The sequence below is a fragment of the Cronobacter sp. EKM101R genome (genome assembly GCF_963888145.1).
Taxonomy (GTDB): domain Bacteria; phylum Pseudomonadota; class Gammaproteobacteria; order Enterobacterales; family Enterobacteriaceae; genus Cronobacter; species Cronobacter turicensis.
Genome location: NZ_CAWPHW010000012.1, coordinates 138,172 through 162,877, shown reverse-complemented (window position 1 = coordinate 162,877; position 24,706 = coordinate 138,172). Strand labels below are relative to the sequence as shown.

General features: G+C 62.0%; 16 protein-coding genes. 10 read left to right on the top strand and 6 right to left on the bottom strand.

Translation table 11 applies throughout. The annotated features are described in order from the left end of the window. The 3 genes from hycC to hycA all read right to left on the bottom strand — a co-directional run bounded on the left by hycC (position 1) and on the right by hycA (position 2,979). Positions 1-1,827: a formate hydrogenlyase subunit 3 gene (hycC, locus tag AACV31_RS09345; RefSeq protein WP_165153734.1), complete on the bottom strand. Its 1,827-nt coding sequence runs from the start codon at positions 1,825-1,827 to the stop codon at positions 1-3. After that, positions 1,827-2,432: a 4Fe-4S dicluster domain-containing protein gene (locus AACV31_RS09340; protein ID WP_004385377.1), complete on the bottom strand. Its 606-nt coding sequence runs from the start codon at positions 2,430-2,432 to the stop codon at positions 1,827-1,829. Before AACV31_RS09340 ends, hycC begins: the two co-directional genes overlap by 1 nt. An 82-nt stretch (positions 2,433-2,514) precedes the next feature. Next, entirely contained in the window at positions 2,515-2,979 is a 465-nt protein-coding gene (gene hycA, locus AACV31_RS09335) for a formate hydrogenlyase regulator HycA (protein ID WP_075197809.1), read from the bottom strand. Positions 2,980-3,211: 232 nt separating this feature from the next. On the opposite strand from hycA, the gene hypA reads away from it, so the two are divergent. From hypA to flhA, 6 genes are all read left to right on the top strand, one after another. Next, positions 3,212-3,562, top strand: coding sequence for a hydrogenase maturation nickel metallochaperone HypA (hypA, locus tag AACV31_RS09330; RefSeq protein ID WP_015741037.1), 351 nt, complete (start codon positions 3,212-3,214; stop codon positions 3,560-3,562). A gap of 3 nt (positions 3,563-3,565) precedes the next feature. After that, positions 3,566-4,438 carry a hydrogenase nickel incorporation protein HypB gene (gene hypB / locus AACV31_RS09325; protein WP_105596608.1) on the top strand — a complete coding sequence of 291 codons (873 nt, stop codon included), beginning with the start codon at positions 3,566-3,568 and terminating at the stop codon, positions 4,436-4,438. Further along, the gene (locus AACV31_RS09320) at positions 4,429-4,707 is read left to right on the top strand and encodes a HypC/HybG/HupF family hydrogenase formation chaperone (protein WP_007760555.1); all 279 of its coding nucleotides are present in this window, start codon (positions 4,429-4,431) and stop codon (positions 4,705-4,707) included. Before hypB ends, AACV31_RS09320 begins: the two co-directional genes overlap by 10 nt. Further along, positions 4,707-5,828 carry a hydrogenase formation protein HypD gene (hypD, locus tag AACV31_RS09315; RefSeq protein ID WP_165153732.1) on the top strand — a complete coding sequence of 374 codons (1,122 nt, stop codon included), beginning with the start codon at positions 4,707-4,709 and terminating at the stop codon, positions 5,826-5,828. The genes AACV31_RS09320 and hypD overlap by 1 nt, the downstream gene beginning before the upstream one ends. Further along, positions 5,825-6,835 carry a hydrogenase expression/formation protein HypE gene (gene hypE / locus AACV31_RS09310; protein WP_165153730.1) on the top strand — a complete coding sequence of 337 codons (1,011 nt, stop codon included), beginning with the start codon at positions 5,825-5,827 and terminating at the stop codon, positions 6,833-6,835. Before hypD ends, hypE begins: the two co-directional genes overlap by 4 nt. 93 nt (positions 6,836-6,928) lie before the next feature. Continuing rightward, positions 6,929-9,007: a formate hydrogenlyase transcriptional activator FlhA gene (flhA, locus tag AACV31_RS09305; protein ID WP_165153728.1), complete on the top strand. Its 2,079-nt coding sequence runs from the start codon at positions 6,929-6,931 to the stop codon at positions 9,005-9,007. Positions 9,008-9,407: 400 nt separating this feature from the next. Here the strand turns inward: flhA and AACV31_RS09300 are convergent, their stop codons facing one another. After that, on the bottom strand, positions 9,408-10,769 hold the full coding sequence (locus AACV31_RS09300) for an APC family permease (RefSeq protein WP_007760527.1): 1,362 nt from the start codon (positions 10,767-10,769) through the stop codon (positions 9,408-9,410). A 392-nt stretch (positions 10,770-11,161) separates the two neighbouring features. Then, positions 11,162-12,580, bottom strand: coding sequence for a glutamine synthetase family protein (locus tag AACV31_RS09295; protein WP_165153726.1), 1,419 nt, complete (start codon positions 12,578-12,580; stop codon positions 11,162-11,164). 212 nt (positions 12,581-12,792) lie between these two features. On the opposite strand from AACV31_RS09295, the gene puuD reads away from it, so the two are divergent. From puuD to AACV31_RS09275, 4 genes are all read left to right on the top strand, one after another. Next, positions 12,793-13,560 carry a gamma-glutamyl-gamma-aminobutyrate hydrolase gene (gene puuD, locus AACV31_RS09290; RefSeq protein ID WP_007760522.1) on the top strand — a complete coding sequence of 256 codons (768 nt, stop codon included), beginning with the start codon at positions 12,793-12,795 and terminating at the stop codon, positions 13,558-13,560. A gap of 24 nt (positions 13,561-13,584) precedes the next feature. Next, entirely contained in the window at positions 13,585-14,142 is a 558-nt protein-coding gene (gene puuR, locus AACV31_RS09285; RefSeq protein ID WP_007696881.1) for an HTH-type transcriptional regulator PuuR, read from the top strand. Positions 14,143-14,308: 166 nt separating this feature from the next. Then, on the top strand, positions 14,309-15,808 hold the full coding sequence (puuC, locus tag AACV31_RS09280) for an aldehyde dehydrogenase PuuC (RefSeq protein ID WP_165153724.1): 1,500 nt from the start codon (positions 14,309-14,311) through the stop codon (positions 15,806-15,808). Beyond that, a complete protein-coding gene (locus AACV31_RS09275) occupies positions 15,801-17,081 on the top strand; it encodes an NAD(P)/FAD-dependent oxidoreductase (RefSeq protein WP_007760519.1) in 1,281 nt (426 codons plus the stop codon). Before puuC ends, AACV31_RS09275 begins: the two co-directional genes overlap by 8 nt. Positions 17,082-17,612: 531 nt before the next feature. Here the strand turns inward: AACV31_RS09275 and AACV31_RS09270 are convergent. Continuing rightward, on the bottom strand, positions 17,613-24,683 hold the full coding sequence (locus AACV31_RS09270) for an AIDA repeat-containing protein (RefSeq protein ID WP_165153722.1): 7,071 nt from the start codon (positions 24,681-24,683) through the stop codon (positions 17,613-17,615). Positions 24,684-24,706: the final 23 nt, after the last annotated feature.

The following is a 24,706-nucleotide window of genomic DNA, read 5'->3' as shown; positions in this document are numbered from 1 at the left end:
TCACACTCCCCGTGAAATCACGACGACCAGCAGCACGGCCAGTTCGACCACCGCCAGACGACGGCACAGTACTGGCAGGCTGGCGCTCTGCCAGCCCGGCAGCAGGCGCGCCGGATTAAGGATATGGCGCAACTGAATCAGCGGCGCGAAGGCGGCCTTAACGGGCCGGGCGAAACCATGCGCGGTAATGACCATCTCAGGTTCGTGGTCGTAGCCGCAAACCCAGGCGCTGCCGCGCGTGCGCGACGGCAGGCGATCGCCTTTGAAGAGGATCATCAGCAGGAACGGCAGCAGCAGCGAGCCCGCGAGCAGCAGCGTGATCACCGGCTGCGACACGGTGGTGCCAGAGGTGACGATCGGCAGCGGGACGGCGCGGCCCAGCAGCGGCAACAGCCACGGCGCGGCGACGCCGCCCGCCACGCAGCACAGCGCCAGCATCGCAACACAGAAGCGCATGAACCAGGGCGCGTCGGTCGCCTGCGCGGCGGCCTGCGTGCGCGGCGCGCCGAGGAACGTCACCCCGTAGACCTTCGCCATACACATCACCGCCAGCGCGCCGGTAATCGCGAGCCCCACCGCCAGCAGCGGTCCAAGCAAGCGCGCGATAAACAGCGGCTGCGCGCCCAGGTCAAAGAACGCCTGATAAATCACCCACTCGCCCGCAAAGCCATTCAGCGGCGGCAGCGCGGCCATCGCCATCAGGCCCACCAGCATGGAGATCGAAATAAGCGGCATGGTTTTGCCGATGCCGCCGAGCTTTTCGATATCGCGCAGGCCGGTGCGGTGAAAGACCGCGCCCGCGCCGAGAAACAGCGTGGTTTTAAACAGGCTGTGGTTGAAGAGATGATAAAGCCCGCCCACCAGGCCGAGCGCCACCAGCGCAGGCTCGCCAAGCGAAATGCCGACAAGCCCCGCGCCGAGCCCCAGCAAAATAATGCCGATGTTCTCAAGCGTGTGGTACGCCAGCAGCCGCTGGATGTTGTGCTCAAGCAGCGCGTAAAGCCCGCCGATAAACGCGGTCACCATGCCGAGCAGCAGCACCAGCACGCCGCACCAGAGCGGCAGCGCGGCGTTCATCAGCGAAAAGACCAGGATGCCGTAGAGCCCCACTTTCAGCACCACGGCCGAGAAGAGCGCGGCGGCGGGCGCGGCGGCCTGTGCATGGCCCTGCACCACGCCGCCGTGCAGCGGGATAACGCCTGCGAGCAGCCCGAAGCCCGTCAGTCCCAGCAGCCAGGTGATGGCGCTAAACGGCTGCCCGGCAGTGAGCGAACTTAACGCCAGCATGTCGAGCGTGCCGTACTGTCGCCACAGCAGCCAGCAGGCGAGCGCCAGCAGCAGCGTGCCGAGACGCCCCAGTGCAAACCAGAGCTTGCCGCCCGCGCTGTCGCCGGTCAGAAACACGGCGGCAAGCGCCATGATTTCCGCCATCGCCACCAGCGTCGCGAGGCTCTGGGCGGTAACCGCGAGCGTCGCGGCGCCAAGCAGCAGGTTGATAAGCGCCCCGCTGGCGCGCGCCTGCCCGTCGCGCGGGGTGATAAGCGTAAACAGGCAAATAAAGAAGCCCGGCAGGCCGAGTGTCGCAAGCCAGATAGCGTTAAAGGCGGTGAGATGCACCGCGAGCGAGCCGATATGCGTCGTAAGCGGCCCGTCATTCACGTTGAGCAGCAGCCCGCCGCCCGTCGCCAGCGCGCACAGGCAACCCAGCGCGCCGCCAAGGCCGGCAAGCCGTGCGCTGAGCGGCTTATGCCAGGCGCTCAGCAGCGCGAGCGCAAACCCGGCGCCAAAGGCCGCCAGCGCGCCCTGATATAAGAAAATCGCGTTCATTATTCTCCTCCGCGCGGTTGCAGCAGCAGCGATAAGTCGCCGAGATCGGCGTTAATGGTCAGCTCGCGTTTACGGCGGCTGGCGCGGGCGATGTCGTGGTTATCGACAAGCTTCAGCGCGCCGGTCGGACAAGTGCGTATGCAGGCCGGGCCGTCAGCGTCGAACTGGCAGAGATCGCACTTCACCGCAACCGCGCGTACGCCAGGCGTCCAGTCGAGAAACGCGCCGACGCGCGCAGGCGCAGGCGGCGCGGGGGGCGCTTTCGGGCTGTTGACGTTAGCGGGGATATGCAGCGGGCGGCTGCCGGAGAATTCAATCGCGCCGAACGGACAGGCGATGCCGCAGAGTTTGCAGCTCACGCACAGGCTTTCATTAAGCTGAATCGCCCCCGCCTCGCGCGTGATGGCGTTCACCGGACAGACCTGCGCGCAGGGCGCGTCTTCGCAGTGGTGGCAAAGCTGTGGGGCGGAATCTTTTTGGTTACGCATAACCGTCAGGCGCGGCCTGGATTGCAGCCCATGCAGGCGGTGTGTCTCTGAACAGGCGGCCTCGCAGGTGTGGCAGCCGATGCAAAGCGTGGAGTCGGCAATGATAAAACGGTTCACCAGGTGTTCCTCAGGTGATGGACATTTTTGACGAAAAGTGACGACGACGGACGATTTCGACAGTCGGCGACACGTCGCCCGGTTAATGTGACGACGCGTCGCGAGCCGCCAGGATCTCGCTGATCTGCAGCGGCGTGTCGTGCTGGACGGCGTCATACAACCCGTCGTACAGCGCGCCGATTTTGTCGAGGTAGTGCGCCAGCACCCGGTCGCGGTCGCGGATATCCACCGCGCCGTCCAGCATGCCTTTCGCGTCAAGCTGTGCGGTGGCGAGCAGCGTCTCTTCGCTGCCGTCGCGGCGGGCTATCAGGTAGTTAATGGTGCGGCTGTGAAAGCCTTCGGCCTGCTCCACGCGGATGGCGAAATGCTCAAACAGAAAGAAGCACAGCCCGTTTTGCGGCTCGCAGCCGAGCGAGTGATGCAGCTTCTGACGCGACAGCGTAATGGCCTGGACCAGCGTATTGCAGTAGGTGTGCCAGTGCGTCTGTAACGCGCGGTGACGGTCGGCGATAAACTCCGCCTTCTGGCTTAGTTCGGACAGGATCATAGTGGTTAGCTCATTTAACAGAGATAACCCTCTATAGCAGGAACCATGCCATTTTTTAAAATGCTGTTTTTAAAAGATTAATTCTGAAACGTCACATCACGCCGTCTGTCATGACATGTCATTTCGACAGGCTCGACACCCGCCGCGACAGCCTTCCTCCACCCTTCTCCCGCGCTGGCACCGTTATTGCATTGCTTATGGCATCGCAAACGCAAAGCGTACCGGAGGCGTTATGCACGAACTCACCCTCTGCCAGCGGGCAGTGGAAATTATTGAACAGCAGGCGCAGCAGCTAGGCGCACGCAAGGTCACCGGCGTGTGGCTGGAAATCGGCGCGTTCTCCTGCGTCGAGCGCAGCGCGCTGGAGTTTTGCTTTGATCTGGCGTGTCGCGACACCCGCGCCGAGGGCTGCGCGCTGCATTTAAGCCAGCAGGAGGCGCAGTGCTGGTGCCCCCACTGCCAGCGGAATGTCGAGTTACTCACGATGCTGGTACGCCGCTGTCCGCATTGTCACAGCGCGGATCTGCGCATCGATGCCGATGACAGCGTGCAAATCAAGCGTCTGGAAATAGAACAGGAGTAGAAGATGTGTACGACCTGCGGTTGCCAGCACGGCAACCTTTATATAGAAGGCGATGAGCGCAACCCGCATTCGCCATTTCGCGCCGCCCCCTTTGCCGCCGCGCCGCGCGCCGTGGCGCCCATCTCCACAATAAGCCTCAACGCGTTCTCGCCTGACGTAGCGCCTGATGGCGATCTCGATTACGGCCACGGCGAAGCGGGCACCCATGCGCCTGGCCTGAGCCAGCGCAAAATGGTGGAGATTGAGATTAATGTGCTCGATAAAAACAACCAGATTGCGCAGCGCAACCGCCAGCGGCTCGCCGCGCGCGGTCAGCTGGCGCTGAATCTGGTCTCCAGCCCCGGTTCCGGCAAAACGACGCTGCTCACCGAGACGCTCAAACGCCTGCGCGACACCACGCCCTGCGCCGTTATCGAAGGCGATCAGCAGACGGTGAACGACGCCGAGCGCATTCGCGCCACCGGCACCCCGGCGATACAGGTCAATACCGGCAAAGGGTGTCATCTCGACGCGCAGATGGTTCAGGACGCGATGGCGCGCCTGCCGCTTGCCGATAACGGCGTGCTGTTTATTGAAAACGTCGGCAACCTGGTCTGCCCGGCGGGGTTTGATCTTGGCGAGCGTCACAAAGTGGCGGTGCTCTCCGTGACCGAGGGCGAAGATAAGCCGCTTAAGTACCCGCATATGTTCGCCGCCGCCTCTCTCATGTTACTCAATAAAATCGATCTGCTGCCGTACCTGAACTTCGATGTCGAGCAATGCATGGCATACGCGCGCCAGGTCAACCCGAACATCACTATCCTGCTGGTCTCCGCCACGCGCGGCGACGGCATGAACGCGTGGCTCGCCTGGCTGGAGGAACAGCGATGTGCATAGGCATTCCGGGGCAGGTCTGCGAACTGCTCACCGATAATCTCGCCCGCGTCGAGGTGTGCGGCGTGCGGCGCGACGTCGATTTAACGCTGGTAGGCACGCATGATGATAACGGCCAGCCACGCCTCGGCCAGTGGGTACTGGTGCATGTCGGTTTCGCCATGAGCCTGATTAACGAGCGCGAGGCGCGTGACACGCTGGAGGCGCTGCAATCGATGTTTGAGGTCGAGCCGGATGTCGGCGCGCTGTTGTATGGCGAGGAGAACCGCTGATGCGTTATGTCGATGAATACCGCAACCCGGAACGGGTGCTGCGCCTGATGGACCGGCTGTGCGAGCGCGCGCCGCGCTTAAGCCACACGGCGCAGAAACCGCTGCGCATTATGGAAGTGTGCGGCGGCCACACCCACGCCATTTTTAAATTCGGCCTCGACCGCCTGCTGCCGGAGAACATCGAGTTTATCCACGGCCCCGGCTGCCCGGTCTGCGTACTGCCGATGGGACGCATCGACAACGCCACCGAAATCGCCCGCCGCCCCGGCGTAATCTTCTGCACCTTCGGCGACGCCATGCGCGTGCCGGGCAAAAACGGCTCGCTGCTCCAGGCGAGAGCCGAAGGCGCGGACGTGCGTATCGTCTATTCGCCGATGGACGCGCTGAAAATCGCCGAACAGCAGCCAGAGCGAGACGTGGTGTTTTTCGGCTTAGGCTTTGAAACCACCATGCCCGCCACGGCGCTCACGCTTATTCAGGCGAAAGCGCGCGGCGTGCGTAATTTTTACTTTTTCTGCCAGCACATTACGCTTATCCCGACGCTGCAAAGCCTGCTGGAGCAGCCGGATAACCAGATTGACGCGTTTCTGGCGCCAGGGCATGTCAGCATGGTGATAGGCACCGACCCGTATGATTTCATCGCCGGGCGTTTCGCGCGCCCGCTGGTAGTGGCCGGTTTCGAGCCGCTGGATCTGTTACAGGGCGTGCTGATGCTGGTCGAGCAGCGCATCGCCGGAGAAAGCCGCGTGGAAAACCAGTACCGCCGCGTGGTGCCGGACGCGGGCAACCCGGCGGCGCAGCAGGCGATCGACACGGTGTTTCACGTCGAGGGCGACAGCGAATGGCGCGGGCTGGGAGTGATCCGCCACTCCGGCGTGCGGCTTCGCCCGGCGTTTCGCGCCTTTGACGCCGAGGCGCATTTCGCGCCCGCGCCGCAGCAGGTCAACGATTCCCCCGACGCCCGCTGCGGCGAAGTGCTGACAGGCCGCTGTAAACCGGCCCAGTGCCCGCTCTTCGGCGCCCGCTGTAACCCGCAAAACGCCTTCGGCGCGCTGATGGTCTCCTCCGAAGGAGCCTGCGCCGCCTGGTATCAGTATCGTTCAGAGGAGTGCGACGCATGAACACTATTACTCTCGCCCACGGCAGCGGCGGCCAGGCGATGCAGCAGTTGATCGACCGCCTGTTTATGCAGGCATTTGAAAATCCGTGGCTGGCGGAGCAGGAAGATCAGGCGCGCCTGCCGCTTGCCGAATTGACGGCAAGCGGCGACCGGCTGGCGTTTTCCACCGACAGCTATGTTATCGACCCGCTGTTCTTTCCCGGCGGCGACATCGGCAAGCTCGCGATTTGCGGCACGGCCAATGACGTCGCGGTAAGCGGCGCCGTGCCGCGCTGGCTCTCCTGCGGCTTTATTCTTGAAGAGGGTCTGGAGATGGCGACGCTTGAAAAAGTGGCCCACAGCATGGCCGCGACGGCGCGCGCGGCAGGCATCCAGATAGTCACCGGCGACACCAAAGTGGTGCCGCGCGGCGCGGCGGATAAACTCTTTATCAATACCGCCGGGCTTGGGGCTATCCCCGCTGATATTCACTGGGGCGCGCGGCAACTGGCGCCCGGCGACGTGCTGCTGGTCTCCGGCACCCTTGGCGATCACGGCGCGACTATCCTTAACCTGCGTGAACAGCTGGGGCTTGAAGGAGAACTGGCGAGCGACTGCGCCCTGCTCTCGCCGCTGATTCAGCAGTTGCGCGCCGTACCGGGCGTGAAAGCCCTGCGCGACGCCACTCGTGGCGGGGTCAACGCCGTGGTGCATGAGTTCGCGGCAAGCGCGGGCTGCGGCATTGAGTTACAGGAGCGTGCGTTGCCGCTGAAACCCGCCGTGCGCGGCGTCTGCGAGCTGCTCGGTCTGGATGCGCTGAATTTCGCTAACGAGGGAAAACTGGTGATAGGCGTGGCGCGCGAGGCGGCGCAACACGCGCTGGCGGCGCTGCGCGCGCATCCGCTTGGGCAGGATGCGACTATGATTGGTGAGGTGGTGGCGCAAAAAGGGGTGCGTCTCGCCGGAATTTATGGCGTCAAGCGCACGCTTGATCTGCCGCATAGCGAACCTTTACCCCGGATCTGTTAAACCCTGTTTTTGCGCAAGAACCTGATAAACAGGCTGTGCCTACAATATTGATTTACGTTTTCGCCTTTTGCGAAATCATTCTGGATGAGCCTAATGTCATACACACCCATGAGCGATCTCGGCCAGCAAGGGCTGTTCGATATCACTCGCACTCTGATGCGCCAGCCCGATCTCTGCGCGCTGGCGGAGGCGCTGAAATCGCTGCTCAACGCCTCCGGCTTAGCGGATCGGGTCAACATTCTGCTTTATCACCCGAAACATCAGCGCACCTGTTTTTACAGCGTCGACAGCGTCGGGAATGCCGTGACGTATGAAGATGAAACGGTGCTCTCCCACGGGCCGGTGCGTCGGCTGCTCTCCCGTCCCGAAGTGCTGCACTGCCGGTATGACGAATTCGCCGACACCTGGCCGCAGCTCGCCGCACTCCCGCTCTACCCGGCGTTTGGCTACTACTGTCTGGCGCCGCTCGCCGCCGAAGGGCATATTTTCGGCGGCTGCGAATTTATTCGCCACTCGCCCGCAAGCTTTAGCGAAAAAGAGTTTTCAAGGCTTCAGACGCTGACGCAAATCGTGAGCGTGGCGGCGGAGCAAATCCAGACCCGCCTTGGCAACAGCCAGGATTACGCGCTGCTGTGCCGCGAGCGCGACGACTTTCGCATTCTGGTCGCCATCACTAACGCGGTGCTCTCCAAACTGCATCTTGATGAACTGGTGACCGAGATTTCGCACGAGATCCACCGCTATTTTAGTATCGACTCCATCAGTATCGTTCTGCCGGCTGCGCGCAAAGGCAAGCTGACTATCTGGTCCACGCACTATGTCGATGAAGCCGCGCCGCTGCACGACCAGAGCGAAGTGCTGGAGAAAGGCACGCTCTCGGCGCGCGTATTTAGCTCGCGTGAAATGCTGCTGGTGAATCTGCATCAGCGCGACGATCTGGCGCCTTACGAACAGATGCTGTTTGAGATGTGGGATAACCAGATCCAGACCATCTGCCTGCTGCCGCTGATGTTTGGCGAGAAGATGCTGGGCGTACTGAAGCTCGCGCAGTGCGAGGAGCATATTTTTACCGCCGCCAACTTAAAACTGCTGCGCCAGATTGCCGAGCGCATCGCGATTGCGGTGGATAACGCGCTGGCGTACCAGGAGATTCATCGTCTCAAAGAACGGCTGGTGGATGAGAACCTGGCGCTGACGGAGCAGATTAATAATGTCCCGGCGGATTTTGGCGAAATCATCGGGCGCTCGGATGCGATGATGGCCGTGATGAAGCAGGTGGAGATGGTCGCCAAAAGCGACAGCACGGTGCTGATCCTGGGCGAAACCGGCACCGGCAAAGAGCTTATCGCGCGCGCCATTCATAATCTGAGCGACCGCAACGGGCGGCGCATGGTGAAGCTGAACTGCGCGGCGATGCCCGCAGGCCTGCTGGAGAGCGATCTGTTCGGTCACGAGCGCGGCGCGTTTACCGGCGCCAGCGCCCAGCGCATCGGCCGCTTTGAACTTGCCGACAAAAGCAGCCTGTTTCTGGATGAGGTGGGCGATATGCCGCTGGATTTGCAGCCGAAACTGCTGCGCGTCTTGCAGGAGCAGGAATTCGAGCGGCTCGGCAGCAACAAAGTCATCCAGACCGACGTGCGGCTGATTGCCGCGACCAACCGCGATTTACGCCAGATGGTGGCGGACCGCGAGTTTCGAAGCGATCTCTATTACCGTCTGAACGTGTTTCCGATCCATCTGCCGCCGCTGCGCGAGCGCCCGGAGGATATTCCGCTGCTGGTGAAAGCGTTCACCTTTAAAATCGCGCGCCGCCTGGGGCGCAGTATCGACAGTATTCCCGCCGAAACGCTGCATGTCTTAAGCCAGATGGAGTGGCAGGGCAACGTGCGCGAGCTGGAGAATGTGATTGAGCGCGCGGTGCTGCTGACGCGCGGCAATGTGTTGCAGCTTTCACTGCCGGAGCTGACGCTGCGCCCGGCGAAAAAAGCCGTCGCGGCGCCGACGGTTGAGATACGCGACGGTGAAAACGAGGTGGCGCGGATAACACGGGTATTGAAGGAAACCAACGGCGTCATCGCCGGGCCGAAAGGCGCCGCCGCGCGTCTTGGCGTGAAGCGCACAACGCTGCTTTCAAGGATGAAGCGCCTGGGGATTGATAAGGAAGCGCTGTAAGCGTTGGGTTTTGGCGGGTGTTTTATGGCGGGTGCGCTTCGCTTACCCGCCCTACGGTAAGTACGGTAACGGTTGAGCTTCTCTTGTAGGGTGGGTAAGCGAAGCGCACCCACCACCAGGTTTTCACTCCTGTTTCAGCAAAAGAGCCGGGGCCTGGGAATATGCCAGGCCCGTGAACGCGTTCCGTTCGCCATAATGCCACCTTTATATGGGCGCTTCCCTCACGCGAACGTGCAAAGGGGGCTCGCCGCCGCCCCCTTTGCAATCCCGGCTCCCGGCGGAAAATCGGCCTCCTGGGCCGATTTTTTTTTAGCCGGAGCAAAACCAGCCACATCAGCGCCACATGTTTTGTAGGGTGGGTAAGCGAAGCGCACCCACCACTTCATCACCGGTTAACGAGCTACTCGCCCTTAAACATCGGCGGCGGACGACGGAAGCGGCGGGTAAGCCAGGTCAGGTACATCAGCCCCAGCGCGGCCCAGATAAGCCCCATCGTCAGCGAACTCTTCTCAAGATTCAGCCACAGCACCGCGACCGTCAGCGCGCCCACCAGCGGCAGGATCAGGTAGTTAATCCGGTTCTTCCAGCCTTTGTTGCGCCCTTCCCGCAGGAAAAAGTGATTCACCACCGAAAGGTTCACAAACGTAAACGCCACCAGCGCGCCGAAGTTTATCAGCGCCGTCGCGGTCACCAGGTCAAACGAAAGCGCGCTCAGCGCCACGACGCCCACCAGAATCACGTTCAGCGCCGGCGTGCGCCATTTCGGGTGCACATAGCCGAAGACCTTTTCCGGGAACACGTTATCGCGGCCCATAACATACAGCAGGCGCGACACGCTGGCGTGCGACGCCAGCCCGGACGCCAGCGTGTTGACGAACGTACAGCACAGGAAAACCGACTGGAACAGCTTGCCGCCCACATAGAGCGCAATCTCCGGCAGCGCCGCGTCCGGCTCCTTAAAGCGCCCCATCGTCGGGAAAAAGAGCTGAATAAAAAACGAGGCCGCGATGAAAATCACGCCGCCGTAGAGCGCCGTCAGAAAAATCGCGCGCGGAATGGTCTTGCCTGCATCCGGCGTCTCTTCCGACAGCGTCGTTACGGCGTCGAAACCGAGAAACGAAAAACAGACGATGGTCGCCCCGGTGATAATCGGCAACAGCTGCGCGTTTTCGCTGACAAACGGCTGTACCGACCAGATGGTGCCTGTGCCCTCGCCCTTATGCAGGCCATGGATCACAAGAAAAATAAACACCGCGATGATAGCCACCTGCACCGTGACAAACAGCGTGTTGAAGTTCGCCACCAGGTTGACGCTTTTCAGGTTCGCGAGCGTCATGATGCCCACATAGAGCACCACCCAGATCCACTGCGGCACGTCCGGGAACATCGCGGAGAGATAGAGCTTCGCCAGCAGGACGTTGATCATCGGCAGGAACAGATAATCGAGCAGCGACGACCAGCCCACCAGGAACCCCACATGCGGGTTAATCGCCTGCTGGGCGTAGGTATAGGCGGAGCCCGCCGTCGGGAAGCGTTTGACCAGTTTGCCGTAGCTGATGGCGGTAAACAGCACGCCCGCCAGCGCCAGCAAATAAGAGGCTGGCACGTGACCGTTACTGATGCCGGAGACAATGCCGAAGGTGTCGAACACGGTCATCGGGGTCAGATAGGCCAGGCCCATCATCACCACCTGCCAGAGTTTGAGCGATTTACGCAGTTGCGGACGCGCCGCGTCAACATTGAGATCGTAGTTAATCGCCATCGCGCGTTCCCCCTTTCGTCTCTGTGATTCGTCGTGAAACAGAGGCCGGAGGGAGTCGTCGTGACGCGCGCTGAAAACGCGGATGAAGCAAAGCCTCAGGGGCGGGCCCGTAGTGACTGCGGCTCAGGCGGGTGCCCGCGCGCAGCGGACAGACATAAAGTGGCACCATCTCATTATCCTCGTAACGTATCCTGAACGTCGTCTGTAAGCCGCTGCCGCGCGCTATTCCTTCACGCGACACCGGAAACGCCGGCGCGACAGGCCCGGCGAGCTTTTGCCGCGGCCTTCTGTGGCGCGGCATGGTGCGTACTGAATCCGCTTTGGGTATAAACAACCTGTAGCCTGGATAACGCCCGCCTGCCATACGCGCGGGAGAAGTTTCAGGCCAGCCGTCAGGCGTTTTTCAGCATCCACTCAATTTCCGTTTCGGTGATGAGCCGCTCGAACTGGATAAGCTCGTCGTTTTTGCAGGCGTGAAACACCTCGCAAAACCGGGCGCCCAGCCGCTCGCGCATCGCCGGATGAACCTGGAATTCGTACAGGGCGTCGCTCTGGCGGATAGGAAATGGCGTTCCTTCCTGCTCCAGACCGTTGCCTTCCACCGCCTCGGGCAGCGGCAAGTCGTTTTCCAGGCCGTGCACTATACCTGCAAGCACCGCAGACATCACGAGATAAGGGTTCGCATCCGCGCCCGCCACGCGATATTCCACGCGGTGGCTGTCGCGATCGCCGCACGGAATGCGCAGCGCCACGGTGCGGTTGTTATGGCCCCAGGAGGCCTGCGTCGGGACATACATCCCCGGCTGGAAACGGCGGTAGGAGTTGACGTTTGGCGCCAGCAGCGCCATCGAGGCGGGCATCATGTCGATCATCCCGGCGAGCGCCTGCTTAAGCAGAACGGAATCGTCGCCGTCGGGGAGCGCCAGCACATTCTGTCCGTTGTCATCGACGATGCTGATATGAATGTGCATCCCACTACCGGCGTGCTCTTCATAGGGTTTGGCCATAAAGGTGGCCTGCATCCCGTGTTTTTCGGCCACCAGCCGCACGAGACGCTTGAGCGCGAGCGCATGATCGCAGGCCTGCAAGACGTTGTCGGTGTGGTGAAGGTTGATTTCAAACTGGCCCGGCGAGGCTTCCGCCACCGCGCCATCGGCGGGGATCCGCTGCATGCGCGCCAGCTCGTCAATATCGCTTAACACATCGGCGAAGCGGTCGAGGTTATCGACGGAATAGACCTGGCTTTGGGTATTACGATCCTGGGTGCCGGGCGCGCACGGCGGCTGGAGATAGCCTTCGGCGTCGCGCTGGCGGTCAATGAGATAGAACTCCAGCTCTACCGCTACCACGGGGCGCAGACCGCGCTGGCGCAACTGCTGCCAGAGTCGGTTAAGCACGTTGCGCGGCTCAACGTCAAAGGGAGTACCATCTTCATCCTGCATGGTCAGCAGGAGCTGGCCGAGATACTCCGGGTCGGTGGCGGACGGCACCAGGCTTCCCGCGACCGGCACGCAGCGGCGATCCGGCTCGCCGAGATCTTGCCCTAACCCCGCCTCTTCCACGACATTGCCCAGAATATCCATCGCAAAAACCGAGGCCGGGAAATAACAGCCCTTCTCGATTTTCAAAAGGCCCGTCACGGGAATGCGTTTGCCGCGAAAACTGCCGTTGAGATCCGTCAACATCACGTCGACATACTCCGTCAACGGATAACGCTCCAGGTAGGCATTCACTTCGCGCGCAAACGCACTGGTTCGCCTCTCTTCACTGTGATGCACAACATTTTCTACTGCCACGATATGGGTTTCCATGATTCACCGCCGTTATTGCAGATGCCGGTCTGCGCAATCAGACCGTTCGATATAATTTCCACTTTTAGAATCTAGATGCAACAGAAATGTTTTTCAAATGTTAAATGCGGTTTGAATTTTAGTTACAGCGCTGCTAGATTGAGAAAATATTGACCATATGGCGGCGCAAACGTGGCGTTTGTGCATAATTTAGTCCAGCGCGAGAGGAATGTATGGGCATTATATTTAACAGGCCGATGATAGGCGTCGTGATGTGCAGAAACAGTATCAAGGGGCACCCAAGCCAGACGTTGCAAGAGAAGTACATTAACGCCGTGCTGAACGCTGGCGGCTTGCCGGTGCCCCTGCCTCATATCGTTGCTGAACCCGTTCTTCTCGATCAGCTGCTCGCTGAACTTGACGGCATTATGCTGCCGGGCAGCCCCAGCAACGTCCAGCCGCACCTGTATGGTGAAAACGGCGATGAGCCTGCCGCCGATCCCGGGCGGGACACTCTGAGCATCGCGCTGATTGAGCGCGCGCTGGAAAGGCGCATCCCCCTTTTCGCCATCTGTCGCGGGCTTCAGGAACTGGTTGTCGCCACCGGGGGGACGCTGTATCGTCGGCTGTTTGACGAGCCGGAACTGCTGGAACACCGCGAGGATCCTGAGCTTCCGCTGGATCAGCAATACGCGCCGTCTCATGAGGTGCAGGTGGTGCCGGGTGGGCTACTTGGCAAACTGATACCGGGCTGCAACACGTTTTGGGTAAATTCGCTGCATGGCCAGGGCGCACGCACGCTGGGCGCGCCGCTGCGCGTCGAAGCGCGCTCGCCGGATGGCCTTGTGGAAGCCGCAAGCGTTATCGATCACCCGTTTGCACTGGGGGTGCAGTGGCACCCGGAATGGAACAGCAGCGAATACGCACTCTCGCGGCTGTTGTTTGAAGGTTTTATTACCGCCTGTCGGGGGTTTCGGGCCGAAAAGCCCCGACCCGCCTGACGTTACTATAAAGGAAGAGACTCTATGAGCGATGTCACCCTGGCGCCGGGGAAGCGTTTAGCGCAGATCCGCCAGCAACTGGGTTTGTCGCAGCGCCGCGTCGCTGAACTTTCCGGGCTTACGCACAGCGCTATCAGCACCATTGAACAGGACAAAGTGAGTCCGGCCATCAGCACGCTGCAAAAGCTGCTGAAGGTGTACGGGCTCTCGCTGTCGGAATTTTTTGCCGAACCAGAAAAACCGGACGAACCGCAGGTCGTCATCAATCAGGACGAGTTGATTGAGATAGGCAGCCAGGGCGTCTCGATGAAGCTGATTCATAACGGGGATCCGCATCGCACGCTGGCGATGCTGTTTGAAACCTACCAGCCCGGCACCACGACCGGGGAGAGGATTAAACATCAGGGTGAAGAGATTGGCACCCTGCTGGAAGGGGAAATCGTGCTGACCGTCAACGGCCAGACGTTCCACCTGACCGCAGGCCAGAGCTATGCCATCAACACCGGCATACCTCACAGCTTCAGCAATACCTCGGCCGGGATCTGCCGCATCATCAGCGCGCATACGCCCACCACCTTCTGATAACCGTTCAGCGCGTTCGGTTAGAAGAAGACGCCGGGCGCGCCTGACACGGGCCGCATCTGACCTGAGCTAAACGGGCTTTTTTCGCCTGCGGGCTTCTGCGTCGAAAATTCAGGCGGAACCGCCGCCTTACACGCGCTAACCCTTTGTTATGACAGGAGAGGCTATGGAATTTCATCATTTACGCTACTGGCAGGATAAGGCGGCGCAGCTGTCCATTGAAGGCCGGTTATTTTATCAGGGCGACTACCGCCAGGCCGCGAGCGGCGACACCTTTACCGTGGTCAACCCTGCCACCGGACAGCCGCTTGCTGAGGTGGCGCGCGGCGCGAAGCGTGACGTCGACGCCGCGGTGGCGAGCGCCCGCGCGGTGTTCGAGCGCGGCGACTGGTCGCAGGCCGCCCCCGCCACGCGCAAAGCGGTACTGATGCGTATGGCCGCGCTAATGGAGCAGCATCACGAGGAGCTGGCGTTGCTGGAGTCGCTCGACACCGGCAAACCGATTCGCCATAGCCTGCGTGATGATATTCCAGGCTCCGCCCGCGCGCTGCGCTGGTACGCCGAAGCGGTCGATAAACTGTATGGCGAGGTGGCGCCCACGGATAGCGCGTCGCTCGCGATGATCGTGCGCGAACCGGTCGGCGTGGTGGCGGCCGTGGTGCCGTGGAATTTCCCGCTGCTGCTCGCCTGCTGGAAGCTCGGCCCGGCGCTTGCCGCCGGTAACAGCGTGGTGCTCAAACCGTCTGAGAAATCGCCGCTCTCGGCGCTACGGCTTGCCGGGCTTGCGCGTGAAGCGGGGCTGCCGGACGGCGTGCTGAACGTGATACCGGGCTTTGGGCACGAGGCGGGACAGGCCCTCTCGCTGCACCCCGATGTGGATGTGATGACCTTTACCGGCTCCACCCGCACCGGCAAACAGCTTCTTAAAGACGCGGGTGAATCGAACATGAAGCGCGTCTGGCTCGAAGCAGGCGGCAAAAGCGCCAATATCGTCTTCGCCGACTGCCCGGATCTCGACCAGGCCGCCGCGGCGACCGCCGCCGGGATCTTCTATAACCAGGGCCAGGTCTGCATCGCCGGTACGCGCCTGTTAGTGGAGGCGTCCATTAAAGAGGCGTTCCTGGCGCGCCTGGAAGCGCATGCGCAAAGCTTCACGCCCGGCGATCCGCTCGATCCGCAGACCACCATGGGCACGCTGATTGATGACGACCACGCCGCCAGTGTGCGCCGCTATATTGAGCTCGGCCAGGAACAGGGCGCGACGCTGTGGCTGGATGGCCGCGCACAGGCGCACCCGGCCTGCGTCGGCCCGACGATTTTTACCGACGTGGATAACCAGATGCGCGTCGCCCGCGAGGAGATTTTCGGCCCGGTGCTGGCGGTGACGTCCTTTACCCGCGAGCAGGAGGCGTTGCAGCTTGCCAACGACAGCGACTACGGGCTTGGCGCCGCCGTCTGGACCCGTTCGCTCTCCCGCGCCCACCGCATGGCTCGCCGTCTGAAGGCCGGTTCGGTGTTTATCAATAACTATAACGACGGCGATATGACAGTGCCGTTCGGCGGTTATAAGCAGAGCGGCAACGGGCGCGATAAATCGCTGCACGCGCTGGAAAAATTCACCGAACTGAAAACCATCTGGATGAGCCTGGAGCAAGATCATGACTGAACATGTAAACAGCTACTACGCCGCAAGCGCCAATCCGCACGCGCCCTTCCCGACGCTTACGGAGTCGCTCCAGTGCGATGTCTGTATTGTCGGCGGCGGTTATACCGGGCTTTCATCGGCGCTGCATCTGGTGGAGCAAGGTTATGACGTGGTGCTGCTGGAGGCCGCGCGGATTGGGTTTGGCGCGAGCGGGCGTAACGGCGGCCAGGTGGTGAACTCCTACAGCCGCGATATCGACGTTATCGAAGCGCGTTACGGTGTGGACACGGCGCGGATGCTCGGCAGCATGATGTTTGAAGGCGGCGAGATCATCCGCGAGCGCATTACGCGTTACGATATTCAGTGCGATTACCGTCCCGGCGGGATGTTTGTGGCGCTGAACCGTAAGCAGTATCTCGGCCTGATGGAGCAGAAAGCCAGTTGGGAGCGCTACGGCAATCGCGGCCTTGAGCTGCTGGACGCCGACGCGGTGCGCGGGGAGATCGCGAGCCGTCGTTACACCGGCGCGCTGCTCGATCGCAACGGCGGCCATATTCATCCGCTGAACCTGGCGCTCGGCGAGGCGGAAGCGATTCGCTCGCTGGGCGGCAAGATTTTCGAGCAGTCGGCGGCGGTGAGCATTACGCACGGCCAGCCTGCCGTGGTGAAAACCGCGCAGGGCCAGGTGACGGCGCGCTATGTGATTGTGGCGGGCAACGCCTATCTCGGCACGCGTCTTGAGCCTGCGCTCGCGCGGCGCAGTATGCCGTGCGGCACCCAGGTGGTGACGACCGAGCCGCTGGCCCCGGAGGTGGCGGCGTCGCTGTTGCCGAATAATTATTGCGTCGAGGATTGTAATTATCTGCTCGATTATTACCGGCTGACGGCGGATAACCGGCTGCTTTACGGCGGCGGCGTGGTGTACGGCGCGCGCGACCCGGATGATATCGACCGGCTGATTATGCCGAAGCTGCTGAAGACGTTCCCGCAGCTTAAAGGCGTGAAGATTGATTACCGCTGGACAGGCAATTTCCTGCTGACGCTCTCGCGGATGCCGCAGTTCGGGCGGCTTGAGAACAACATCTATTATATGCAGGGCGACAGCGGTCACGGGGTGACGTGTACGCATCTCGCGGGCAGGCTTATCGCCGAGGCGTTGCGCGGCGACGCCGAGCGTTTCGACGCGTTCGCGACGCTGCCGCATTATCCGTTCCCCGGCGGGCGTTCGTTCCAGATCCCGTTTACCGCGATGGGTGCGGCGTATTACAGCCTGCGCGATCGGCTGGGCGTGTGATGGTTATGGTGAGAGTGTAATTGATACGGTGGGTGCGCTTCGCTTACCCACCCTACATCTTACGTGCGGCCCAATATCGTAGGGCGGGTAAGCAACGCGCACCCGCCATCCAGCATTATGGAGAACGCCTAGGCCGGGTGACATATACCAGAGCGGTGAACACGTTCCGTTCGCCATAATGTTCCCTTTATATGGATGCTCGTTTCACGCGAACGTGCAAAGGGGGCTCGCCGCCGCCCCCTTTGCAATCCCGGCTCCCGGCGGAAAATCGGCCCTCTTGGGCCGATTTTTTTTAGCCGGAGCAAAACCATCCACCTGACCGTCCACTTTGCGATCGGAAAAAAAACGGTGGGTGCGCTTCGCTTACCCACCCTACAAAACACTCAGCGTTTCTTTTATTTGTAGGGCGGGTAAGCGGAGCGCACCCGCCATCCGTCAATGCGGGCAAAAATCACATCCACTCCCCCTCTTCCTTTATTACACGCAAAAAAAAACCGCCCCGTATGGGGCGGCTGTTCTTACTACCTGTTATCAGAAGCTGACTTTCAGCGTCACCTGGCCACCGTAGCCGCCGGTGCCGGCGTCGTCGATGGTTTTGGTGTAGCCGGCGCGAACGCCCAGCGTCACGTTGTCGCGGATCTGGCCGTCGAGACCCACATCCAGCGCGGCGGCGGTGCCGTCCTGATCCGGACTGAAGGAAACTTCGCTGCCTGCCACGCCCGGCGCGCTCACGTTCACGTCGCCTTTGGAGTCAAACGTCTGGATAAAGGACGGACGCACCCACCAGCTCACCGGCGGCGGGTTGCCGCTCTCTTTCAGCGTCGCGTTGTTGCCAAAGCGCAGACCGGCACGTACCTGCTGGCTGTGACCGTCGCCGAACTGCACGTCAGCGGCATCGTCGCCACCATCTTTCAGGTTCACGCCGCGGTACTGGTATTGCACCTGCGGTTCGAGCACCAGGCCGCTGCCGATATCAAACGGCAGACCGGTTTCGAAGGAGCCGACATAACCCCAGCCGTGCGTCTTCATACCGTCGCCGTCGCGCGGGTTGGTATCGAAGTTATGACGCGTACCCTGCGCCACCACATCCACCCACCAGCCGCTCTCATGCACGCCGTTGACATACAGACCGGCGCTGTATGCGTCGTCACGTACCGTACCCGCTTTCGATTTCTCGCTGCGCTGAACGTCGATGGCGGAAAGACCTGCCGCACCGTAGATGCCGACACCCCATTCCATGGAGGACGCCTGGCCTCTCCACAGGTCGCTACCGATCTGCAGGAAGGTATAGCCGCCTTTGCTTTCCGGCGTGTTGCCGTTACGCAGATCCGAACCGCCATGCTCATGGTTCAGCTGGCCTGCCTGGAAGCGCGCCCACACGTTGCTGCCATCCTCAGACGGGCTGCGCGCCGCGTAACGACGGCTGTCGAGCGAGCCAAGCAGCGCGCTGTCGTAGTCCATCGCCTGTGCATAGAGCGAGCTGTAGAGGTACATGGCCGAACGGTAGTTCTGCGGGCCGTTTTCGTTGCCGCTGCCGGACGCCGTGGTCAGATACCAGCTTTCGCTGCCAGCGCCCTGACGCAGGCTGTAGTTATACGCCCCCGCCTGCAGGTTGTTGGCAAGGCTGAAGGCATCGTCAGTGGTCGTCGCGCCATTAATGGCATTCACCACCTGGATACCGTCGCCGGTCGTGCGCGCGCCCAGACCGCCCTGGTTACGGATGGCGATGCGGGTGTTGCCGGTCGCCGTGCCGCCGTCAAGGATCAGGCTGTCGGTAGTCGCCGTACCGCCCTGGAACAGCGTGTTCAGGGTGATAGTGCCGCCGTTGCCCGTCAGATTAGTGACCGTCAGGGTTTTCGGTACGAAGGCGCCTGTCGGTGCCTGGTAATCGATGGTGCCGCCCAGCGTCAGGTCGTCCAGCAGCGAGCTGCCGGTCATCAGCCAGGTGGAGCCTGCATCTACCGTCAGATCGGTCGGGTCAATCATACCGGTGAGCGAGGTGCCGTTGGTCAGTTGCAGCGAGGTGCCAAGCTGCGCAATAACGTCAGTCACCGCTTCCAGGCCGCTAAACACCAGCGTGCCGCTCTGCAGCCAGGTGCCGCCGGTCTGGTTCAGAACACCGCTGACGGTCAGTTTGCCGTCGCCTTCTTTATACAGGCTGCCGGTACCGTTGATGTTCGCGGCAATGGTGTTGTCGCTCTCATCGGTGGTCACGCTCAGCTTGCCGGTGTTGGTGACGTTGCCCGCGATGGAGGAGCCGTCTTTCAGCTCGGTGGTGCCGGTCAGAATACCGCCATCCGTCACGCTGAGTTTACCGCCGTTCTGCACCACGGTGTTGTTGGCGATACCGTCCGCCGCGACCGTGAGCGCGCCGCCGCTTTCCAGCAGCAGGCTGTCCGCCAGCTTGTTGGCGATGGAGAACTGACCCTGCGCGTTGGTGCCGTTAACGGTGGTGTCGGTGCTGGCGACAATGCCCGCGCCGCTGTTGAGGTCGATGTTGGTCGCCTCAGCGGCATCCGCCACCGCCAGCATACCGCCCTGCTGAATGATGGTCTGGTCGGCCACGCCGCCCTTACGGATAAACTGTACGCCGCCTTTGGTGACGGTGGTCGCGATAGCCGTACCGCCCAGCGTCACGCTCTGGCTGCCGTTTTCGCTGACCGTAGACGAGGCCACCGTACCGCCGTTGTTGACGACCTGATCGCCGACCACGGTGTTGTCGATAACAATCCCGCCGTCATTGACGTTCTGGATCCCGCCCGCCTTGATGATGGTCGAAATCACCGTACCGCCGCTGTTGACGTTCTGCGTACCGCCCAGGTTGATGGTGGTGCTGGTCGCCGTACCGCCGGTCAGCACGTTCTGAATGCCGCCGTTCTCAATGTTGGTATTGAAGGTCTGGCCGCCGTTGTAGATGTTCTGCACACCGGTGGAATAGAGGCCGGTGTTTTTCGCTACCCCGCCGCGGTAAACGTTCTGCACCGTGTTGGCTGAGAAATCTGCGCCGTCTGCGGTACCACGCACGTTTTGCACGGAGCCGTTAATCAGCGACGTGTTAACCGCCGTCGCGCCTGCGGCGATGTTCTGAACCGCGCCAGTTTCCATCACCGTGTTGACGGCGCGAGCGCCGCTCAGCAGGTTTTGTTCGCCGCCGCGGTTACGCGTTTCGGTAACCACCGCGCCGTTGTAGACGGTCTGCTTCGCATTGTCGTTAAGCCAGGTTGAGGTGACGTTCGCGCCTTCATACACGCGCTGCTCCGCCCTGGTGATTTCCGAGCCCGTGGTGGTGCCATAAACATCCTGCACGCCGCCATCAATAACAATCGAGACTTCAGCGTTGGCATTTTTGTTGACTATCTGACGCCCGCCATTTTTAACGATGCTGACAATAGAGGTGCCGTCAACGACCTGCAGGCCGCCATCCACGAAGGTGAAATCGGTAGTGCCGCCGGTAAAGACGTTTTGTCTGCCGCCGGTGGAGATGGTTCCGCCGTAGGTGTAGCCGCCGGAATTAACATTCTGCACGCCGCCTTTCTCGACGCGGGTGTCGAAGGCCTTGCCGCCGCTGCCGATATTCTGCGTGCCGCCCAGCAGACGGGTCGCCAGCGCCTGCGCGCCGTTGTTAACGTGCTGCTCGCCGCCGTTCATCACGGTAGAGATAGCCACTGCCGAGTTGCTCAGGATCTGTGAGCCGCCGGCGTTAATCACGGTGCTGCGCGACCAGCCGTACGGGTCGACAATCTGCTGGCCGCCATTGTTGACTACCGCATCGAAGGACTGGCCGTCTACGCGCTGTACGCCGCCGCTGTTGACCAGCGTGCCTTTCGCCTGGCCGCTCGCCATGATGAGCTGCACGCCGCCGTCGCTGATGCTGGTGCCGGACGCGGTGCCTTCAACCAGCTGCGTGCCGCCGCCAAAGACGGTGCCGTCAGACGCCGCGCCGCCCAGTTTCACATGCTGGACGCCGCCGCTGTGAACGATAGAGCCTGCCGCCAGACCGCCGACGTTAACAAGTTGCAGGCCGCCGTCGTTGATGACCGCCGAGATAGCCGTGCCGTCAACCGCCTGGGTGCCGCCCTGGTTAATCTGCGCGTCTACCGCTTTACCGGTTTCCTGCACGAGCTGCGTGCCACGGTCGCCGATGCTGGTGCCGGAAGCTGTACCGGCCACCACCTGGGTGCCGCCTGCGAAGATTTTCGCGGTAGACGATGCGCCGCCTTTGTTGATGTGTTGCAAGCCGCCGTCGGTCACGATAGAGCCGCGCGCCAGACCGCCGTTGTTGATTATCTGCGTACCGCCGTCTTTCACGACCGCGGACGTCACGGTACCGTCAACGCTCTGTACGCCGCCGCGGTTCACGTGGGTATCGTTCGCCATACCGGTTTTGGTGACGAGCTGGAGACCGCCGTCGCTGATGCTGGTGCCGGACGCCATACCCGCAACTACCTGCACGCCGCCGCCGAAGATAACGCCGTCGGAAGACGCGCCGCCGAAGTTAATATGCTCCAGGCCGCCGCTGTTGACCGTGGTGGCGCGCGCCAGACCGCCGCTGTTGACGAGCTGGATGCCGTCGTTTTTCACGATGGTCGAGGTCGCTGTGCCATCGACGCGTTGCAGACCGCCCGCGTTAATCTGCGAAGCGAAAGCCAGACCGCCGGTTTTCACATGCTGGATAGCGTCATTGCCGATGATGGTACGGCCCGCGGTGCCGGAAACGGACTGAGTACCGCCAAGCAGAACGGAGTCAGACGCCGCGCCGCCCAGTTTCACATCCTGAACGCCGCCGTCGCGCACCACAGTGCTGTTGGCGTGACCGCCGTTTTGCACCAGCTGTACGCCGCCGTCGTTGATGGTGGCGTAGTTCGCGGTGCCGTCCACATTCTGCAGACCGCCGCTGTTGACGGTTGCGCTGACGGATTTACCGGTCGCTTCGATATGCTGTTCCGCGCCGGAATCAATCTGGGTGTTGGACGCGGTGCCCGCGAGCTGCTGAACGCCGCCGTAGAGGTGCGCGTCGGCAGAGGCGCCGCCTACAGAGACGTGTTGCAGACCGCCGCTGTTGACCTGCGTGTTTTTCGCCAGACCGCCGCTGTTCACCAGCTGAGTGCCGCCGTCTTTGACGATGGCAGAGATTGCCGTGCCGTCAACGGCCTGGGTGCCGCGGTTGTTAATCTGGGTGCCGGTCGCCTGACCGCTGACCTGAACCTGCTGCGAGCCGCCGTCATTCACGCTGGTGCCGGACGCGTTGCCGGAAACCTGCTGGATGCCGCCGCCGAAGACGACGCTGTCAGAAGCGGAAGCGCCTTCCGCGACATACTGCAGGCCGCCGCTGTTGATGGCCGTGCTGTCCGCTTTACCGCCGCGGTTGACCAGCTGGATGCCTTTGTCATTGATGGTCGTGCTTTTCGCGGTGCCGTCAACACGCTGTAAACCGCCTGCGTTAATCAGCGTACCGGAGGCATTCGCGCCCACCTGAACATGCTGCACGCCGCCGTCGCCGATGATGGTGTCGCCTGCGGTGCCCGCCAGTTCCTGCGTGCCGCCAAGGAGGATGGAGCCAGAGGCCGCGCCGCCGAGTTTCACGTCCTGAACGCCGCCGTTGCGCACCACGGTGCTGTTGGCGTGGCCGCCGACCTGCACCAACTGGGTGCCGCCGTCGTTAACGGTCGCGAAATTCGCGGTGCCGTCGACGTTTTGCAGGCCGCCGCTGTTGACGGTCGCGCTGACGGATTTACCGGTCGCTTCGATATGCTGTTCTGCGCCCGCATCGATCTGGGTGTTGGACGCCGTGCCCGCGAGCTGCTGAACGCCGCCGTAGAGGTGCGCGTCAGCGGATGCCCCGCCTACCGATACATGCTGCAAACCGCCGCTGTTGACCTGGGTGTCTTTCGCCAGACCGCCGCTGTTCACCAGCTGGGTGCCGCCGTCTTTGACGATGGCGGAGATAGCCGTGCCGTCAACGGCCTGGGTGCCGCGGTTGTTGATCTGGGTGCCGATCGCTTTGCCGGTCACCTGAACCTGCTGGGAGCCGCCTTCATTGACGCTGGTGCCGGACGCCATGCCGGACACCTGCTGGATGCCGCCGCCGAAGATAACGCCTTCTGACGCCGCGCCGCCCTGGGCGATGTATTGCAGGCCGCCGCTGTGGATGGCGGTGTTGTCCGCGAGGCCGCCGCTGTTAACCAGCTGGGTGCCTTTGTCGTTGATGGTGGTGTTTGTCGCGGTGCCGTCGACATTCTGCAGGCCGCCTGCGTTAATCAGCGAGCCGAAAGCCGAACCGCCGGTTTTCACATGCTGTACGCCGCCGTCGCCGATGATGGTGCCGCCCGCGTTGCCCGCGAGCTGCTGGGTGCCGCCGAGAAGAATAGAATCAGACGCCGAGCCGCCGAGGGCCACGTCCTGGATGCCGCCGTCGCGCACTACGGTGCTGTTGGCATGGCCGCCGACCTGCACCAGCTGCGTGCCGCCGTCGTTAACGGTCGCGTAGTTCGCGGTGCCGTCGACATTCTGCAGGCCGCCGCTGTTCACGGTCGCGCTCACAGAGAGGCCGGTCGCCTCGATATGCTGTTCGGCGCCGGAATCGATCTGGGTATTGGACGCCGTGCCCGCCAGCTGCTGCGTGCCGCCGTAAAGGTGCGCGTCAGCAGACGCTCCGCCTACCGACACATGCTGCAGGCCGCCGCTGTTGACCTGGGTGTTTTTCGCCAGCCCGCCACGGTTAACGAGCTGGGTGCCGCCGTCTTTGACGATAGCGGAGATAGCCGTGCCGTCCACCGCCTGGGTGCCGCGGTTATTGATTTGCGCATCGCGGGACTGGCCGCCGACCTGTACCTGCTGGCTGCCGCCGTCGTTGATGCTGGTGCCGGACGCGGTGCCGGAAACCTGCTGAATGCCGCCGCCGAAAATCACGCCATCGGAGGATGAACCGCCCGCGCTGACGTACTGGACGCCGCCGTTATTGACGGTGGTGTTGCGGGCGTAACCGCCGCGCTCAACCAGCTGATGGCCGCCGTCGTTGACGACGGCGGAGATAGAGGTGCCATCAACAGACTGCGTGCCGCCGTTGTTAATAAGCGTGGTAGTCGCGGTGCCACTGGCAAGGACATGCTGTTCGCCGCCATTACCGACCACGGTATGCACGGCGGAACCATCCACCTGTTGCACGCCGCCGTCCAGAATGACCGTTCTCTGCGCCTGGCCGTCTTTTTCAACCACCTGCAAACCGTCGTTGATGAGGGTGCCGGTCGCCACGCCCTGCTGGCGAACAACCTGTACGCCGCCGTCGTTTAACGTGGTTTTCTGTGCAAGGCCGCCTGCGACAATCTGATTGCCCAGCGCGCCGATAGTATGATTTGTCGTCGTCCCGCCGACCAGAACCTGCTGGGTGCCGTTCTGCACCAGCTCATCCTGCACCGACGAGGTGACATCGGGCGTGAACGCGAACGCTCCGCCGCTGGCAAGCGCGCTTCCTACCGCTGCCGTCAACAACACCGCCCCGCTGGCGCGTTTGCCCTTCGCTCGCGTGAGCTCGGAGACCACGATAAACGCGCGCTGGACTTCACTCCACACCAGCCGGTAACTGCAATTAAGACTTCTCTTCATGTTGATGCCCTCGAAACCCGCTC